Here is a 15,853-nt window from a genome sequence, read left to right on the forward strand (position 1 = left end):
CCCCAGCACCCCTGCTCCCCCGTCCCCCAGCCGCGTGCAGCGATACGGTGTGGCCATGCCCACCGACCGCGCGCCGACCATCCGTGACGTCGCGGTGCGGGCCGGAGTGTCCTATCAGACTGTGTCGCGGGTGCTCAACGACAGCCCGCAGCTGCGGCCGCGGACCCGGGAGCGCGTGCTGGCCGCCATCGACGACCTCGGCTTCCGCCCCAGCGCCGCCGCCCGCGCCCTGGCGACCAGCCGCTCCGGCCTGATCGGGATCCTCGCCGCCGAAAGCCACAGCTTCTACGGCACTGCCACCGCGATGGCCGCGATCGAGCAGGCGGCGCGCGACGCGGGCTACAGGGTGCCGGTGGTCAATGCGGCACCGGACGCGGAGTCGCTGGCCGACGGCCTCGCCCACCTGCAGCGGGAATCGGTGGAGGCGATCGTGGTCCTCGCCCCGCAGGAGCGCGCGTTGGAGGCGATCGAGAGCCTCGCGATCGGCGTTCCCTCTGTTACCCTCGGCGCGACCAGCCGGGGAGCCGACTCCCTGCTGCTCGTCGACCAGGCCGCCGGAGCACGCCTCGCCACCGAGCACCTCGTCGGCCTCGGTCACACCCGCATCGCGCACCTCGCCGGGCCGCAGCACTGGGTGGAGGCGCAGGCGCGGCTGGGCGGCTTCACCACCGCACTGCGCGCGGCCGGTCTCGCACCCGCCGCCGTCACGGAGGGCGACTGGAGCGCCGAGTCCGGCTACCGCGCGGGCCTCCGGCTCCTGGACGGGACACCATTGCCGACCGCGGTGTTCGCCGGGAACGACCAGATGGCGCTCGGACTCCTGCACGCCTGCGGGGAGCGGGGCCTGCGCGTGCCTGAGCACCTCAGCGTGGTCGGGTTCGACGACGTGCCCGAGGCGGCGCACTACCAGCCGCCGCTCACGACGATCCGGCAGGACTTCGCGGAGGTCGGCCGCCGCACCATCGGCGTTGTGCTCGCGGAGCTGCGCGGCGAGGAGCCCGCCGTCGATCAGCCGGTGGCGCCGGTGCTGGTGGAGCGGTCGTCGACGGCAGCACCGCGGGACTGACTCCTCCGCAACCCACCCAGTGGCCCCGCCGACACCGCCCGTGCACCGGCCCCGCCGGCTCCGCCCTCACCCCGCGTGCGGCAGCAGCACCTCCACGCGGCCCTCGCGCACCCGCGTCTCGAACCGCGGCTGCGGCGAGGTGGCCGGCCCGCGCAGCACCTCGCCCGTCTCGAGGGAGAAGACGCTGCCGTGCCAGGGGCACGAGACGCAGACCTCGCCCGAAGGCTCCGCCGAGAGCTCTCCCTCGTCGAGCGGCCCGGAGAGGTGGCTGCAGATGTTCGAGAGCACGTCGATCCGCTCGCCCCGCCGAAAGGCGAGTAGGGGCAGCCCCGCGACCTCCTTCGTCACGGGGGTGCGCTCCGGCAGGTCCGCCAGGGCACCGAGCTCCTGCCAGCCGGAGGGGAAGCGGTGCGGCACGTCCTCGGCGTGGTTCGCTCCCGCCGCCTGCCGGTAGCTGAGATGGCCGCCCAGGTAGCCGCCGCCCGAGACGACGGCGAGCCCGAGCATCCCGAGCACCGTCCCGCTCGTCCTGCGCCCGCGCCGGCGCTGCACCCACGACGCGGCGTACAGGCCCGTCGCAACGACGTTCGCCGCCGAGTGCACGAGTCCGACGCGGGTCTGCTGCTCGTGCAACTCCGACCAGTCGGTGAAGCCGGAGGCGGCAGTCGGCAGGACGCTGACCACGCCGAGGCCGACCAGGGTCCGCGCCGCGCGCTCGTTGCCGGGTAGCAGGTCGAGCACCGCCGCCGACACCCAGGCACCGGTGGGCACGAGGACGAGCAGCGGATGAACGGGGTGGCCGACCGGCACGCCGTGCAGCACGTCCCGCACCGGCTGCGGGCGGACGAGGGCATTGACGGCCTTCCTCACCCGGTCGACGAGCGGATCGAGGACGGCGGCGTTCTCGAGGCGGGTGACGAGTCTCACGAGTCTGATCTCACGCATACCTCACCGCACCGCGTCGCGGCCCGTGGCGGAAGGGGCTTGCGGGAGCCGCGCAGCAGTCGGACGGCGCGTCGTCCTCGCCGCTCGCTTGCCGACCGCGAGGCGTTTCGCCTACGCTGATCCGGGGCATTGTGAACGGTCACATAGTCCGAGCGAGGAGCATGATGGACCAGCGCAGGCCCGCCGACGCGATCACGAGCGGCGCCACCGCCCTCGGCATCGAGTTCGGCTCCACCCGGATCAAGGCGTGCCTGGTCGACGCGGCTGACCCCTCCGTCGTGCTGGCCGTCGGCAGCCACGAGTGGGAGAACCAGTTCGTCGACCGCCGCTGGACCTACTCCCTCGACGCCGTCCACACCGGCCTCCAGGCCGCCTACGCCGACCTCGTCGCCGACGCGCAGAAGCGCCACGGCGCCCAGCTCACCTCGGTCGGAGCGCTCGGCGTCTCAGCGATGATGCACGGCTACCTCCCCTTCGACGCCGACGGCGAGCTCCTCGCTCCCTTCCGCACCTGGCGCAACACCAGCACCGGCCCCGCATCGGCCGAGCTCACCGCGCTGTTCGGCGTCAACATCCCGCTGCGCTGGTCGCTCGCGCACCTGCACCAGGCAGTCCTCGACTCCGAGCCGCACGTCGAGCGGATCGACTTCCTCACCACCCTCGCCGGCTACGTGCACTGGCGCCTCACCGGCGAGAAGGTCCTCGGAGTCGGTGACGCCTCCGGGATGGTCCCGACCGATCCGGTGACCCGCGACTACGACCAGAGCGTGATCGACCGCTACGACGGGCGCGCGGCCGGCGCCGTGAAGCCGCTGCGCGAGCTGCTGCCGACCGTGCTCCCCGCGGGCGCCGACGCCGGCTCGCTCACCGCCGAGGGGGCGCTCCTGCTCGACCCCACCGGCTCCCTCCGGCCCGGCGCCCCGGTGTGCCCGCCCGAGGGCGACGCCGGCACCGGCATGGTGGCGACCAACTCCGTCGCCCCGCGCACCGGCAACGTCAGCGCCGGTACCAGCATCTTCGCGATGGTCGTCCTCGAGGGGCCGCTCGGGAGCGTGCACCACGAGCTCGACCTGGTCGCGACTCCGGCCGGCGACCTCGTCGCGATGGTGCACTGCAACAACGGCGCCAGCGAGCTTGCCGGCTGGGTCGGCCTGTTCTCCCGGTTCGCCGCCGCGTCGGGCGGCCCCTCCGACAGCGACGCCGTCTACGGCACCCTCTTCGCCGAGGCGCTGGAGGGCGAGGCCGACGCGGGCGGACTGCTCGCCTACAACCACCTCGCGGGCGAGCCGATCGCCGGGCTGGTCGAGGGCCGTCCGCTGGTCGTGCGCACGCCCGACTCGCGCCTGACCCTCGCCAACTTCATGCGCGCGCAGCTCTACGGCGTGTTCGGCACGCTCGCGCTGGGCATGCGCGTCCTGGCGGGCGAGGGCGTCCGGATCGATGAGATGTTCGCGCACGGAGGCATGTTCCGCACCGCCGGAGTCGCTCAGCGCTTCCTCGCGGGCGCGCTTGACGCTCCCGTGTCGGTCGCCGCGACCGCCTCCGAGGGCGGCCCGTGGGGCATGGCCGTGCTGGCCGCCTACCGCCTGCAGAGCGGAGTCGCGCTCGACGCGTACCTGACCGGCCAGGTCTTCGGCGACTCCGGCTTCGAGACCGTCGCGCCCGACGCCGACGACGTCGCCGGCTTCTCCGCCTACCTCGAGCGCTACCGCGCCGGCCTCACCGTCGAGCAGAGCGCCGTCGAGACCCTCACCGACACCCAGGGAGCATCCGCATGACCACCCTCACCCCCGCCGTCGAGGAGGCGATCGCCCGCGTCCGCGAGGACGTCGCGCGCCTGCACGCCGAGCTCGTCCGCTACGGCCTCGTGATTTGGACCGGCGGCAACATCTCGGGCCGCGTGCCGGGCGCCGATCTGTTCGTGATCAAGCCCAGCGGCGTCTCGTACGACGACCTCGCGCCCTCGAACATGATCCTCTGCGACCTCGACGGGGCCGTCGTCCCGGGCACCCCCGGCAGTGACCGCAGCCCCTCCAGCGACACCGCGGCGCACGCCTACGTCTACCGCGAGATGCCCGAGGTCGGCGGAGTCGTGCACACGCACTCCACCTACGCGACCGCGTGGGCGGCCCGGGCCGAGCCGATTCCCTGCGTGATCACGGCGATGGCGGACGAGTTCGGCGGCGACATCCCGGTCGGCCCGTTCGCGATCATCGGCGACGACTCCATCGGCCGCGGCATCGTCTCGACCCTCGCCGGGCACCGCTCGCGCGCCGTCCTGATGCAGAACCACGGAGTCTTCACCATCGGCAAGGACGCGAAGGATGCCGTGAAGGCGGCCGTTATGGCCGAGGACGTCGCCCGCACCGTGCACCTCGCGCGCCAGGGCGGCGACCTCGTCCCCCTCCCGCAGGAGTCGATCGACGCCCTGTTCGACCGCTACCAGAACGTCTACGGACAAAACCCCACCGGAGCCATCGCATGACGAGCATCATCCCCGACCTTGCCACCCGCACCGTCTGGTTCCTCACCGGAAGCCAGGACCTCTACGGCGAGGACACCCTCCGCCAGGTCGCCGAGCAGTCGCAGGCCGTCGTCGCGCAGCTGAACGAGGCGAGCGCCATCCCGGTGACCATCGAGTGGAAGCCGGTGCTGAAGAGTTCCGACGCCATCCGCCGCACCATGATCGAGGCGAACTCTGACGACTCCGTGGTGGGCGTCATCACCTGGATGCACACCTTCAGCCCGTCCAAGATGTGGATCCACGGCGTCGATGCGCTCGCCAAGCCGCTGCTGCACTTCCACACCCAGGCGAACGTCGCCCTGCCGTGGCAGGACATCGACTTCGACTTCATGAACCTGAACCAGGCCGCGCACGGCGACCGCGAGCACGGCTACATCCTCAGCCGGATGAGCGTGCCCCGGAAGACCGTCGTCGGCCACGCCAGCGATGCCCGGGTCACGGAGTCCATCGGCATCTGGTCGCGCGCGGCGGCCGGCTGGTCGGCGTCGCAGAGCATGAAGGTCGCCCGCTTCGGCGACAACATGCGCAACGTCGCCGTCACCGAGGGCGATAAGACCGAGGCCGAGATCCGTCTCGGCGTCAGCGTGAACACCTGGGGCGTGAACGAACTCGTCGAGCGGGTGGACGCCGCCTCCTCCGAGCAGATCGACGCGCTCGTCGCGGAGTACGTCGAGAGCTACGACGTCGTGCCGGAGTTGCTTCCCGGCGGTGAGCGCCACGAGTCGCTCCGCTACGGCGCCGCGGTCGAGATCGGCCTGCGCTCGTTCCTGGAGGAGGGCGGCTTCGAGGCGTTCACCGACAGCTTCGAAGACCTGGGCGGGCTGCGTCAGCTTCCCGGCCTCGCCGTGCAGCGTCTGATGGCCGACGGTTACGGCTTCGGCGGAGAGGGCGACTGGAAGACCGCCGTCCTCATCCGCATCGCCGCCGTCATGGGAGCGGGCCTGCCCGGTGGCACCAGCCTGATGGAGGACTACACCTACGACATGACGCCCGGCGAAGAGCTCATCCTCGGCGCACACATGCTGGAGGTCTCGCCGTCGCTGTCGTCGAAGCGTGCCTCGCTCGAGATCCACCCGCTGGGCATCGGCGGCCGCGAGGATCCGGTGCGCCTGGTCTTCACCGCCGACGCCGGCCCCGCGGTGGTGGTCGCCCTGAGCGACGTGCGCGAGCGCTTCCGCCTGGTCGCGAACGCGGTGCAGAACGTCGAGCCGCCGCAGACGCTGCCGCACCTGCCGGTCGGTCGCGCCGTGTGGCAGCCCGCCCCGGACTTCGGCACCAGCGCCGCCGCCTGGATCACCGCCGGTGCCGCGCACCACACGGTGATGACCACGCAGATCGGCGTGGAGGCGTGGGAGGACTTCGCCCGCATCGCCGGCATCGAGCTGCTCGTGATCGACGAGTCGACCACCCTGCGCGGCTTCGAGGCCGACATCCGCTCGAACGCGGCGTACTACCGGCTGGCGCAGGGGCTGTAGGGGCCGCTCCCCCGACGGTCGGCTCCTGCGGGGGCCGGCCGTCGGTCGTCTCCGAGCCCGGCGCGTTCGCGACCGAAGGAGGAAGCGCGGATCCACCCTGTTCGGCGCCGGATCGGACGTCCCGGCCTCGAGTGCGGACGGGTTCGCCTGCACAACGAAGGCTGGGAGCCCCGAATGGCGTCCGTGGGCCGGGATTCGGGCTCTCAGCCTTCGTTGTGCAGGCGGGCGGCCGCGGAGCCGCCGCGGAGTCAGTCCCGCGAGGTCGAGAACGCCGCGTCGAAGGCGTCGGCCGGGGGCGTGATCGCGGTGAGCTTCCGCACGAACGCCAGGGCCTCGGGAGCACCGTCCAGGCGGTCCATGCCGGCGTCCTCCCACTCGACGCTGGTCGGGCCCGTGTAGCCGATCGCGTTCAGCGCGCGGAACACCGGCTCCCACGGGACGGCGCCGTGTCCAGTCGAGACGAAGGTCCAGCCGCGGCGCGGGTTGGCCCAGGGCAGATGCGAGCCGAGGACGCCGTTGCGGCCGTCGAGATTCGTCACCGACTCCTTCACGTGCACGTGGAAGATGTGCTCGGCGAAGTCGAGCACGAAGGCGACGCTGTCCAGCTGCTGCCAGACGAAGTGCGACGGGTCGAAGTTGAAGCCGAACGAGGCGCGGTGGCCGATGGCCTCGAGGGTACGCTTCGCGGTCCAGTAGTCGTAGGCGATCTCGCTCGGGTGCACCTCGAGGGCGTACCGCACGCCGACTTCCTCGAAGACATCCAGAATCGGATTCCAGCGGTCGGCGAAGTCCTGGTAGCCCGCGGCGATCCACTCGTCGGAGGCGGGCGGGAACATCGCGACGCCCTTCCAGATCGACGAGCCGGAGAAGCCGTTGACCTGCGTCACGCCGAGCGCCGCAGCGAAACGCGCGGTGTCCTTCAGGTCCTGGGCGGCGCGCTGCCGGACGCCCTCGGGGTCGCCGTCGCCCCAGACCCGGTCGCTGAGGATGTCGCGGTGGCGCGCGTCGATCGGATCGTCGCACACCGCCTGCCCGGTGAGGTGGTTCGAGATCGCGAAGACCTGGAGGCCGTTCGCAGAGAGCACGTCCTTCCGGCTCTGCACGTACTCCGCGTCGTCCCAGCGCGCCACGTCGATGTGGTCGCCCCAGCAGGCGATCTCGAGGCCGTCATAGCCCCACTCCCCCGCGAGGCGCGCCACCTCCTCGAACGGGAGGTCGGCCCACTGGCCGGTGAACAGGGTGATCGGTCGCGTCATCGCGGTGTCCTCACTCGAGTCGCCGCCCCGGGTTGGCCCTCCGGGTGCCCGAGCGGCTAATTTGAAGTTCCCCGCAACATATCAGGAGCACCCTGACGGAAGGAACGATCATCCGATCGATCGACCGCGCATCGATGCGCGCCGCCACCGCTACCGCCGCCCCGACCTGGGAGGACGGCCTGATCGTCGGCAGCGGCCGCGTCGGCGCCGTCGTGCACGGCCCCGCCGACTCCCTGACCGTCTCGCTCGCGCACGAGCGCTGGTTCCTCCCCGTCAATCCGCGCCCCGACGCCCCCGACCTCGCCAGCGTCCGCGATGAGATGCGGCGCGCCCTGCTCGCCGGCGACTCCGACACCGCCTCCGACCTGCTGGCCCGCGCCGCTCGCGACAGCGGCTACGACGGCTCCCTCATCTGGACCGATCCACTCGGCCTCTGCGCCACCATCTCGCTGCGCACCCCCGGCGGTGTCGCCTCCGCGATCCGCCGCGTCGATCCGCTCGGCGGCGAGGCCGCGGTGGAGTGGACCGACGAGGACGGCGGCCGCCACGCCGTGCGCCTGCTCGCCCCGCACGGCGGTGAGGGCGTCCGGCTGGCCCTGGAGTCCTCCGCGGACACAGCCCTCACCGTTGAGCTCGCGCTCGGCGCCGGCGAGGCAACCTCCTTCGACACCGGCGTGCCCGACGCGTCCGCCGTGGTCGCGGCGCACGTCGAGGGCGGCGCCTCCGGTCTGCTCACCGCCGACGCGGGCGAGGGCCCGACGGCGGTGCGCGCCGTGACCCGGGCGACGAGCGGAGCGACGTGGCACGTGGTCGGGGACACCGCCGTCTCGGTCGTGCAGCTCACTGCGGACGTGCCGCAGGTGCTGCGGCTGGACGTCGCGCTCGCGGCGGCCCCCGACGCCTCCGCCGACCTCTCGTGGGAGCAGCTGCGCGATCGCCAGCGCGAGGGGCACAGCCGGCTGGTCGGTGCCTCCGCGCTCGACCTCGCCGGCGACTCGGGCGCCGAGCTGACCGAGGACCTGTGGGACTCCGCCCGCTCCGGGGACGCAGGCGCGGGCCGCCGCGTGGTCGAGCTGGCCTGGCTGAGTGGGCGGGCGAACATCGTCGCGTCCACCGGTGAGCTGCCGCCGACGCTGCAGGGCGTCTGGCAGGGCACCTGGCGGCCGGCGTGGTCGGCGGACTACACGCTCAACGGCAACGTGCAGAACGGCGCACTGGCGGGGATGATCCCGACCGGGACACCCGAGCTCGCACTCTCGCTCCTCGAGCTCGTCCTCCCGCACCTGGACGACTACCGCGACAACGCGCGCCTGGTCTTCGGGGCGGAGGGGATGCTGCTGCCGTCGCGGATGTCGACGCACGGCCGCGCCGACCACTTCTCGGAGCACTACCCGCACCTGTTCTGGACCGGCTGCGGCGGCTGGGTGCTGCGCCTCGCGGCCGATGTGGTCGCCGCGACGGGCGACCGGTCGATCGTGGACGACCGGCTGTGGGAGTTCGCCGAGGGCGTGCTGCGGTTCGCCGAGACCGCGACCGTCCTGGTCGACGGGGTGCGGCACATCGTCCCCTCCTACTCCCCCGAGAACACGCCCGGGGGCGAGCGGGTGCCGACGGCGGTCGACGCCACGATGGACGTGGCGGTGCTCCGCGACGCGGCCCGAGCGACCGCGCTGCTCGGCCGCGCCCGCGGTGACGACTCCCTCGACGCTCGCTGGACCCGGGTGCTCGCCGACCTGCCGCCGTACCGCGTGGCCGAGGACGGCACGCTCGCCGAGTGGATCGATCCGCGCTGGGGTGAGGAGATCGCGCACCGGCACGCCTCGCAGCTGTACCCGCTGTGGTACGAGCCCGACGCGGCGGTCGCGGGTGACGAGCGGCTGCGGGCCGCCGCCCTGGCGACGGTGCGGGCGAAGATCGCGTGGCGGGCCGAGGCGCCGACGGCGCCGCCGGGGCGGATGGAGATGGCGTTCGGCCTCGTGCAGGTCGGGGTCGCCGCGGCGGCGCTGGGCGATGCGGAGTCGGCGCTGGTGTGCGTGGAGTGGCTGGCCCTCGAGCACTGGTCGCCGACGCTGACGACCCGGCACGATGCGGGCCGCATCTTCAACCTGGATGCGAGCGGCGGACTGCCGGGCTTGGTCGCGGCGATGCTGCTCGGATCGACCGCGGACTCGCTGACGGTGCTCCCGGCGCTGCCTGCGGCCTGGCCGCGCGGCTCCGTGACCGGGCTGCGCGCTCGGGGCGGTCTGGTCGTGGACCGTCTCGAGTGGGAGCCCGGCCGGGCCGTCGCGACGGTGCGCCGGACCGAAGGAGCGGAGTGGCTCGCGCCGGCGGAGGGGACGCGGGTCGCGTCCGGGCGCCCGGCGCTGCTGCGCGTCGACGGCTCGGCGGTGCCGGAGGGCTACCTGCGGTTCGGCGAGAAGCCGCTGCGGCTCGAACTGGAGTGGCCCGCGGGCTGACCCGCTCACCGCGAGCCCCGCGATGAGGATCGCGCCGGCGGCCGCCGATGGCGCTCGTGCGCGGAAACCTCCCTCCGCGATCGCCGCCCTCAACCGGGGCGACCACGTCTCCCTGGCCCGTCTCCCCGGTCCGGCATGCAGCGGAGGATCTCGCACACTCCGGGGGACTGTCAACCGGCCTCCACTCTTCACTCAGCGGCCATACCGTCAGGGACGAGCGCAGCACCGCGAGACCCAGCGGAGCCGTATCCCGGCCGGGTTTCCTAATTGTTCTCTCGGACCCCGACACTCTCGAGAAGAAGGAATTTCCATGATCGACACGACGAACATCGACAGCATCTACGGCTCGAGCGTCTACGGCTCGGACGGCGACAAGATCGGCTCCGTCGAGCAGGTCTACCTCTCGGACGACACGGGAAATCCGGTCTGGGCGACCGTCAAGACCGGCCTTTTCGGCACCTCCGAATCGTTCGTCCCGCTCGAGGGCGCCTCCCTCGACAACGACCGCCTGACTGTCGCCTACGACAAGGCTTTCGTCAAGGACGCCCCGCGCATCGACGCCGACGGCTCGCTCACTGAGGACGAGGAGGCCGAGCTGTACCGCTACTACAACCTCTCCGGCGCCGCCTCTGTCTCCGAAACCGAGAACGTCGACCGCGCAGCGGGCTACGCCGATGCCGCATCCGGTACCGCCGGTGTCGACACGAGCGTCGGCCGCGACACGTCCGGCCCCACGACCGACAACGCCATGACGCGCTCCGAGGAGCAGCTCCACGTCGGCACCGAGCGCGTGGAGGCTGGCCGTGCGCGCCTGCGCAAGCACGTCGTCACCGAGCAGCAGACCGTCACGGTCCCCGTGAGCCATGACGAGGTCCGCGTCGTCCGGGAGCCCATCACCGACGCCACCATCGGCGACGCCACCGCGGGCCCCGACCTCAGCGAGGAGGAGCACGAGGTGGTTCTCGGCGAGGAGCGCGTGGTCACGGCGAAGGAGACCGTCCCGGTCGAGCGCGTGTCGCTCGGCACCGAGACCGTCACCGAGGACCGCCAGGTCACCGAGGACGTCCGCCACGAGGAGATCGAGTTCGAGGACGACGGCGTCACCCCGCGCCGCGGCCGCGACTCGCTCTGATTCGCCTCCGCCGGTAGCAGCAGGCACACTGCCTCCTGCTACCGGCACTCTCCCTCCCCATCAGCAGTCCCAGCGAGCAGATCGAAGACGACCGTGGCCCAGACCAGCACCGAGCGGGAGCGCACCGCGCCCGACCCTGACGACGCCCGCAAGCCCGACGGCCCCTCCGAGGTCACTCAGCGTTCCTGGGGCTACGTCCTCAAGAAGACTCTCCGCGAGTTCGGTGCCGACCAGTGCACCGATATCGCCGCAGGACTGACCTACTACGCCGTTCTCGCCCTGTTTCCCGGCCTGCTCGCGATCGTGTCGATCCTGGGCCTCTTCGGTCAGGCGGAGGCGACGACCGACACGGTCCTCGAGCTCCTCGGCGGGTTTGTCTCGGCCGACGTGCTCGACACGGTCCGCGGGCCACTGCAGGAACTCACCTCTACGCCCGCCGCCGGCCTGGCCTTCGTCACTGGTGTCCTCGGCGCACTCTGGTCGGCGTCCGGCTACGTCGGTGCGTTCGGACGCGGCATGAACCGGGTGTACGAGATCGACGAGGGCCGTCCCGTGTGGAAGCTCCGTCCGACGATGCTCGGCGTCACCGTGGTGACCGTGGTGATGCTCGTGATCGCCGGGCTCATCCTCGTGCTCAGCGGCCCGATCGCCCAGACGATCGGCGACGCGATCGGTTTGGGCGACGTCGCCCTGACGGTCTGGAGCATCGTGAAGTGGCCGGTGCTGATCGCGATCATGATCGTCATCGTCGCCGTGCTCTACCACTGGTCGCCCAACGTGCGTCAGCCGAAGTTCCGCTGGACCAGCCTCGGCTCGCTCCTCGCCCTCGTGGTGTGGGCGCTCGCGTCTGCCGGCTTCGCGATCTACGTCGCGAACTTCGGCAACTACAACAAGACCTACGGCGCCCTCGGCGGCGTGATCGTCTTCCTCCTCTGGCTCTGGATCACGAACCTCGCACTGCTGTTCGGCGCGGAGTTCGACGCCGAGCTTGAGCGCGGACGCCAGTTGCAGGCCGGCATCGAGGCGGAGGAGCACATTCAGCTCCCGCCGCGCGACACCCGCCAGAGCGAGAAGAAGGCGAAGAAGCACGCCGAGGATGTCGCTGACGGCCGCGAACTCCGCGAGACCGCCGGACACCCCGACCGATGAACCGCCCCGAGCTTCCGGTGACCGGGCAGGAGCCGATCACCGTCGTCCGGTCCGAGGAGCGCCTCGACGTCACCACTGTTCGAACCCTTACAGAGCGCCTGCGGGTCCGAAAGGTCATCGTCACCGAGGAGCGCACTATCACTGTCACGCTCCGCCGGGAGGAGTTCGTCCTCGAGCGCGAACCCCTCGACGGGCCGCTCGAGGGCGGCGAGCACGGGGCCGAGGGCGCTCCGGAGTCGATCACCCTCGTCCTGCACGCTGAGGAACCGGTCCTCAGGACCCGGGTCGTTCCCGTCGAGCGCGTGCACGTCATGATCGACCGCATCAGAGCACTGCACTCCGCCACCGGCACAATCCGCAAGGAGCGGGTCGACATCCACGCCGTCCCGCAGCTCCTCGACGACAATGCCGAAGAGACCGGGCGAGCGCGTTGAGGTGACCGGCTGACGCGCGATCAGTTCGATGGGACCGCGCAGGTCTCCTGGGCGGCGGTCTGCCCGGGAGCATCGACGGCTTCGGGAGCGGGAGTCACCGGAGGCGCGTCGGCCTGCCCCGCCGGTGCCTCCCCCGCCGGCGCCTCCCCTGCCGGCGCGTCCGACGCGAGGGTCACCGGCTGGTCGCTGAGGACGCGGCTCATCAGCTCCGCGCCGACCTCCGCGTTCGGCACGACCTTGCCCGGGTAGTCCGGGTCGTCCAGCGCCGGGTACTGGACGAAGACCATCTTCGACAGGTCGACATCCTTCAGCGCGAGCGCGAGCGAGATCATCGTCGCGGGGCTGGTCAGCGAGGTCGAGAGGTGCACGTTCGACGAGGTCGCCTGCGCGAGGCCGTAGAGGGCGGGGACATTCGAGAGCGTGTCGGCCGAGCGGACGGTACGCATCAGAGAGGCGAGGTACTGCTGCTGCGACGAAATGCGGCTGAGGTCGCTCTGGTTGCCGACGCCGTGGCGGCTGCGCAGGAACGAGAGCGCCATCGCCCCCGAGACGGTGGAGGTGCCGGCGGGGAGGTCCAGGCCCGAGTCGGTGTCGAGGATCGGACCGGTGAGGCAGACCGGGACGCCACCCACAGCGTTGCTCATCTCGATGACGCCGTTGAACGACACCCACCCGGCGTAGGGCACGGTCAGGCCGGTGAACTGCTGCAGGGTGTCGTTGACGCAGGCGAGCCCGCCGTACTGGAACGCCGAGTTGAGCGGGACGCCGGTGGCCGCCTCCGTGACGACGCCCGTCGCCGGGTCGGTGCAGGCGGGACGGTCCAGGATCAGGTCGCGCGGGAAGCTGATCACCGTCGCGCTGCGGTGGTCGGCCGCGACGTGGAGCAGGATGTTGACGTCGTTGAGGGTGCTGTCGCGAATGCCGAAGTCGTCCCCCTGCGTCGGGTCGTTATCGGTCCCCACCACCAGCACGTCGAAGCCGCCCCCGATCGCGCCCGGCTGTGCACCCCCGGCGGGAGGCGCCACGCCGAGGTCAACCGCGTTGTCGGCGACATTCCGGCTGATGCTGGCCGTCGCAATCGCCACGAGCGAGGTGCCGCTGACCGCGAGGACGCCGAGACCGGCGGCCACGCCGATCACCAGCGTCCGGACGCCGGATCGCGGCCGGAGCCGCCCGTGCCGGACGCCGCGCTCGTGAACCGTCATGACGTCCCCCCTCGCCCCCGCCCGTGCGGCAGTCGGAGTCGCAGGCCAGTGTAGGCACATGCGCTCCGGCAGGCGCGGATCGGCCTTGCTCCTGTCGTGGCGGAACCCGGCCCCCGCATGCCTACCCTGGACGGTGCGCTCTCACCGTCTTCTGCAGCAGGTCATCGGCAAGCTCAGCGGGCAGCGACCCGCCGCGCCGGTGAGTCGTCGGGCGCACCGTGCGCTCTTGGCCGAGCAGACCGTCCGCGGAGTGCTCGAGCTCGCGGTACGGCTGGGTGAGACGCTGCTCTCGCTCGGGTCCGCGGCCGCCGAGGTGACCGAGACGATTCAGCGGGTGTGCCGCGCGTACGGCATCGAGTGCCAGGTCGACCTCACCTTCACCTCGATCCTGGTCGTGCACGACGGAGGCGACGACTCGCCCAGCGTGAGCGTGCTGCGCGTCGTCCCCTCCCGCAGTGCCGACTACGAGCGACTGGCCCGCGTGACGGCGCTCGTGACCGCGATCACCGAGGGCTCGCCGGAGGTGCGGGTCGCCGACGCGGTCGACTCGGCCGAGATCCGCGACGAGGCCCGACACCAGTTCGAGGCGGCGCACGAACGGCTCGACGCGATCCTGATCCAGCCGCACCGGTACCGCCGCAGCGTGGTCACACTGACCCTCGCCCTGATGGCCGCGGGCGTCGCGGTGCTGCTCGGCGGAGGGCCGCTGGTCCTGCTCCTCGCCGCCGCGACGGCCGCCGCGATCGACCTAGTCAACCAGCTGCTCGCCCGCTGGGGCCTGCCCGCCTTCTTCCAGCAGATCGCGGGCGCGGCGCTCGCGACGGGAGTGGCCGTACTACTGCTCGTGGTCGTGCCGCGGCTGCCCGTCGAGCTGGCCGCGCTTCCGCCCGCTCTCGTTGTGGCGTCGGGGGTGGTGGTGCTCCTCGCCGGGCTCTCGTTCGTGGGAGCGGCGGACGACGCGATCAACGGGTTCCCGATCACAGCGGGCGGACGACTGCTCGAGGTGGGACTGCTGACGCTGGGCATCGTCGTCGGTATCGCCGTGGTGCTCGACGGCGCCCGCTCGCTCGGCGTCGACCTGGTGCTGGTCGACTCCTCCGTCCGCCCCTGGCCGGCCGCCGTGCAGGTGCTCGGCGCCGGAGTCGCGGCCGGCGCGTGGGCCCTCTCGTCGCACACGCCCCTCCGCTCCGCGCTCGTCGCGGCTCTCACCGGTGCGGGCGGGTGGCTCGTCTCCGACTCCCTGACCGGCGCCGGCTTCGGCCCGCTGATGGCCAGCGCCCTCCCGGCGCTGGCGATCGGGCTGCTCGGCGAGATGCTGGCGGAGCGGATGCGGGTGCCCGCCGTGGCGACGACCGCGTGCGCCATCGTCCCACTGCTCCCCGGCCTCACCCTCTACCGCGGGGTCCTCGACCTCACGTCCGAGACCGGCCCGACGGGCGGGATCGAGCTGCTGCTGCAGGCCGGCATGATCGCGCTGGGCCTGGCCGGTGGGGTCACCCTCGGCCGGATCGCCTACCGCCGCCTGCGCACCCCGATCGTGAGCGCAGTGGCACCCGTGCGCGCCCGCGCCCGGCGGGACCGCGGAATGGAGCAGGCCCTCGCCGCCGACGTCCTCTACACGAAGGATCCCCCCGTCACTGCGGCGCCCGAGGCCGCGGCCGCTGCGGAGCAGCAGCCCGAGCCGTCACCGGAGGAGCCGCTCCCCCGGACCGGGATCGTGCCCATTGTCAGCACGATCGGCAGCACCGGGACTCCCGTTGCTCCTGAACCAGGCGAGGATCCCCTCGAGGATCCGACCCGGAACTGACCGCGGGTCTGATCGTCGGCGACGCCCTCGCCGAGACCGCCCGCTTCGCTCAACGGCCGGCCGCGTAGTGGTTCTGGATCTGCGTCGGCGTGAGGACCGTCGATTTCACGGCGGCGTAGCGCAGGCTCCCGCCGAAGTACGAGGAGCCGACGTTCGGCCACTGGCCGCCGAGGGTGTCGTAGCCGATCTTCCAGTAGCCGGTCGTGCTCTCGGGGGTGCGAGAGCTGCCGTTCGAGGCGACCTGCGCGCCGTCGAGCCAGAGCGCGGCGCCCGCCGTCGGCGAGAGGGTCGGGCGCGGGCTCGTGACTCGGGCGTCCCGGGGAGGTGGAGGGCGGCGGTGTCGACGAGGGTCGTGCTGTCCGCCCCGCTCGCGATTCAGGGTGTGGGTGGTGGGGGTTCTGGGG

The 15,853-nt window shown here is 72.2% G+C and carries 12 protein-coding genes and 1 pseudogene; 9 read left to right on the forward strand and 4 right to left on the reverse strand.

From position 1 onward, the window contains the following. Positions 1–55: 55 nt before the first annotated feature. A complete protein-coding gene (locus C5D07_RS01380) occupies positions 56–1,066 on the forward strand; it encodes a LacI family DNA-binding transcriptional regulator (RefSeq protein ID WP_104258458.1) in 1,011 nt (336 codons plus the stop codon). 66 nt (positions 1,067–1,132) lie between these two features. Here the strand turns inward: C5D07_RS01380 and C5D07_RS01385 are convergent, their stop codons facing one another. Then, complete coding sequence (locus C5D07_RS01385) at positions 1,133–2,011, reverse strand: Rieske (2Fe-2S) protein (RefSeq protein ID WP_068255758.1); 879 nt, start codon at positions 2,009–2,011, stop codon at positions 1,133–1,135. A gap of 164 nt (positions 2,012–2,175) precedes the next feature. Between C5D07_RS01385 and C5D07_RS01390 the strand changes: the two genes are divergently transcribed. From C5D07_RS01390 to araA, 3 genes are read left to right on the forward strand one after another with little or no spacing between them, the layout of a single operon-like run. Further along, a complete protein-coding gene (locus C5D07_RS01390; protein WP_373408365.1) occupies positions 2,176–3,789 on the forward strand; it encodes a xylulokinase in 1,614 nt (537 codons plus the stop codon). After that, complete coding sequence (locus C5D07_RS01395) at positions 3,786–4,496, forward strand: L-ribulose-5-phosphate 4-epimerase (RefSeq protein WP_068255762.1); 711 nt, start codon at positions 3,786–3,788, stop codon at positions 4,494–4,496. The genes C5D07_RS01390 and C5D07_RS01395 overlap by 4 nt, the downstream gene beginning before the upstream one ends. Continuing rightward, positions 4,493–6,010 carry an L-arabinose isomerase gene (araA, locus tag C5D07_RS01400; RefSeq protein ID WP_104258460.1) on the forward strand — a complete coding sequence of 506 codons (1,518 nt, stop codon included), beginning with the start codon at positions 4,493–4,495 and terminating at the stop codon, positions 6,008–6,010. The genes C5D07_RS01395 and araA overlap by 4 nt, the downstream gene beginning before the upstream one ends. Before the next feature lie 248 nt (positions 6,011–6,258). Here the strand turns inward: araA and C5D07_RS01405 are convergent, their stop codons facing one another. Next, complete coding sequence (locus C5D07_RS01405; RefSeq protein WP_104258461.1) at positions 6,259–7,266, reverse strand: sugar phosphate isomerase/epimerase family protein; 1,008 nt, start codon at positions 7,264–7,266, stop codon at positions 6,259–6,261. A gap of 134 nt (positions 7,267–7,400) precedes the next feature. Between C5D07_RS01405 and C5D07_RS01410 the strand changes: the two genes are divergently transcribed. The 4 genes from C5D07_RS01410 (at position 7,401) to C5D07_RS01425 (ending at position 12,437) form a co-directional block, all read left to right on the forward strand. Beyond that, a complete protein-coding gene (locus C5D07_RS01410; RefSeq protein ID WP_104258462.1) occupies positions 7,401–9,722 on the forward strand; it encodes a glycosyl hydrolase family 95 catalytic domain-containing protein in 2,322 nt (773 codons plus the stop codon). Between the two features lie 310 nt (positions 9,723–10,032). Next, positions 10,033–10,854: a DUF2382 domain-containing protein gene (locus C5D07_RS01415; RefSeq protein WP_068255772.1), complete on the forward strand. Its 822-nt coding sequence runs from the start codon at positions 10,033–10,035 to the stop codon at positions 10,852–10,854. Positions 10,855–10,947: 93 nt separating this feature from the next. Beyond that, positions 10,948–12,003, forward strand: a complete 1,056-nt coding sequence (locus C5D07_RS01420; protein WP_068255775.1) for a YihY/virulence factor BrkB family protein — start codon at positions 10,948–10,950, stop codon at positions 12,001–12,003. Then, positions 12,000–12,437, forward strand: a complete 438-nt coding sequence (locus C5D07_RS01425; protein ID WP_104258463.1) for a YsnF/AvaK domain-containing protein — start codon at positions 12,000–12,002, stop codon at positions 12,435–12,437. The genes C5D07_RS01420 and C5D07_RS01425 overlap by 4 nt, the downstream gene beginning before the upstream one ends. A 20-nt stretch (positions 12,438–12,457) precedes the next feature. Here C5D07_RS01425 and C5D07_RS01430 read toward each other — a convergent pair whose 3' ends face one another. Further along, positions 12,458–13,642, reverse strand: a complete 1,185-nt coding sequence (locus C5D07_RS01430; RefSeq protein ID WP_068255780.1) for an LCP family protein — start codon at positions 13,640–13,642, stop codon at positions 12,458–12,460. A 133-nt stretch (positions 13,643–13,775) separates the two neighbouring features. On the opposite strand from C5D07_RS01430, the gene C5D07_RS01435 reads away from it, so the two are divergent. After that, positions 13,776–15,449 (forward strand): threonine/serine exporter family protein, encoded by a 1,674-nt coding sequence (locus C5D07_RS01435; RefSeq protein ID WP_170063476.1) that lies wholly within the window; start codon positions 13,776–13,778, stop codon positions 15,447–15,449. A gap of 49 nt (positions 15,450–15,498) precedes the next feature. Here the strand turns inward: C5D07_RS01435 and C5D07_RS15590 are convergent. Next, a pseudogene (locus C5D07_RS15590) lies at positions 15,499–15,853 on the reverse strand (hypothetical protein); the annotation flags it as partial.

This window comes from Rathayibacter tritici (assembly GCF_002932875.1).
GTDB classification, from domain to species: domain Bacteria; phylum Actinomycetota; class Actinomycetes; order Actinomycetales; family Microbacteriaceae; genus Rathayibacter; species Rathayibacter tritici.

Bases quoted from the DNA above. Each gene is read 5' to 3' on its own strand.
- C5D07_RS01380 (WP_104258458.1), top strand. From the start codon at position 56: ATGCCCACCGACCGCGCGCCGACCATCCGTGACGTCGCGGTGCGGGCC.
- araA (WP_104258460.1), top strand. From the start codon at position 4,493: ATGACGAGCATCATCCCCGACCTTGCCACCCGCACCGTCTGGTTCCTC.
- C5D07_RS01430 (WP_068255780.1), bottom strand. From the start codon at position 13,642: ATGACGGTTCACGAGCGCGGCGTCCGGCACGGGCGGCTCCGGCCGCGA.
- C5D07_RS01405 (WP_104258461.1), bottom strand. From the start codon at position 7,266: ATGACGCGACCGATCACCCTGTTCACCGGCCAGTGGGCCGACCTCCCG.
- C5D07_RS01425 (WP_104258463.1), top strand. From the start codon at position 12,000: ATGAACCGCCCCGAGCTTCCGGTGACCGGGCAGGAGCCGATCACCGTC.
- C5D07_RS01385 (WP_068255758.1), bottom strand. From the start codon at position 2,011: ATGCGTGAGATCAGACTCGTGAGACTCGTCACCCGCCTCGAGAACGCC.
- C5D07_RS01410 (WP_104258462.1), top strand. From the start codon at position 7,401: ATGCGCGCCGCCACCGCTACCGCCGCCCCGACCTGGGAGGACGGCCTG.
- C5D07_RS01415 (WP_068255772.1), top strand. From the start codon at position 10,033: ATGATCGACACGACGAACATCGACAGCATCTACGGCTCGAGCGTCTAC.
- C5D07_RS01395 (WP_068255762.1), top strand. From the start codon at position 3,786: ATGACCACCCTCACCCCCGCCGTCGAGGAGGCGATCGCCCGCGTCCGC.
- C5D07_RS01390 (WP_373408365.1), top strand. From the start codon at position 2,176: ATGGACCAGCGCAGGCCCGCCGACGCGATCACGAGCGGCGCCACCGCC.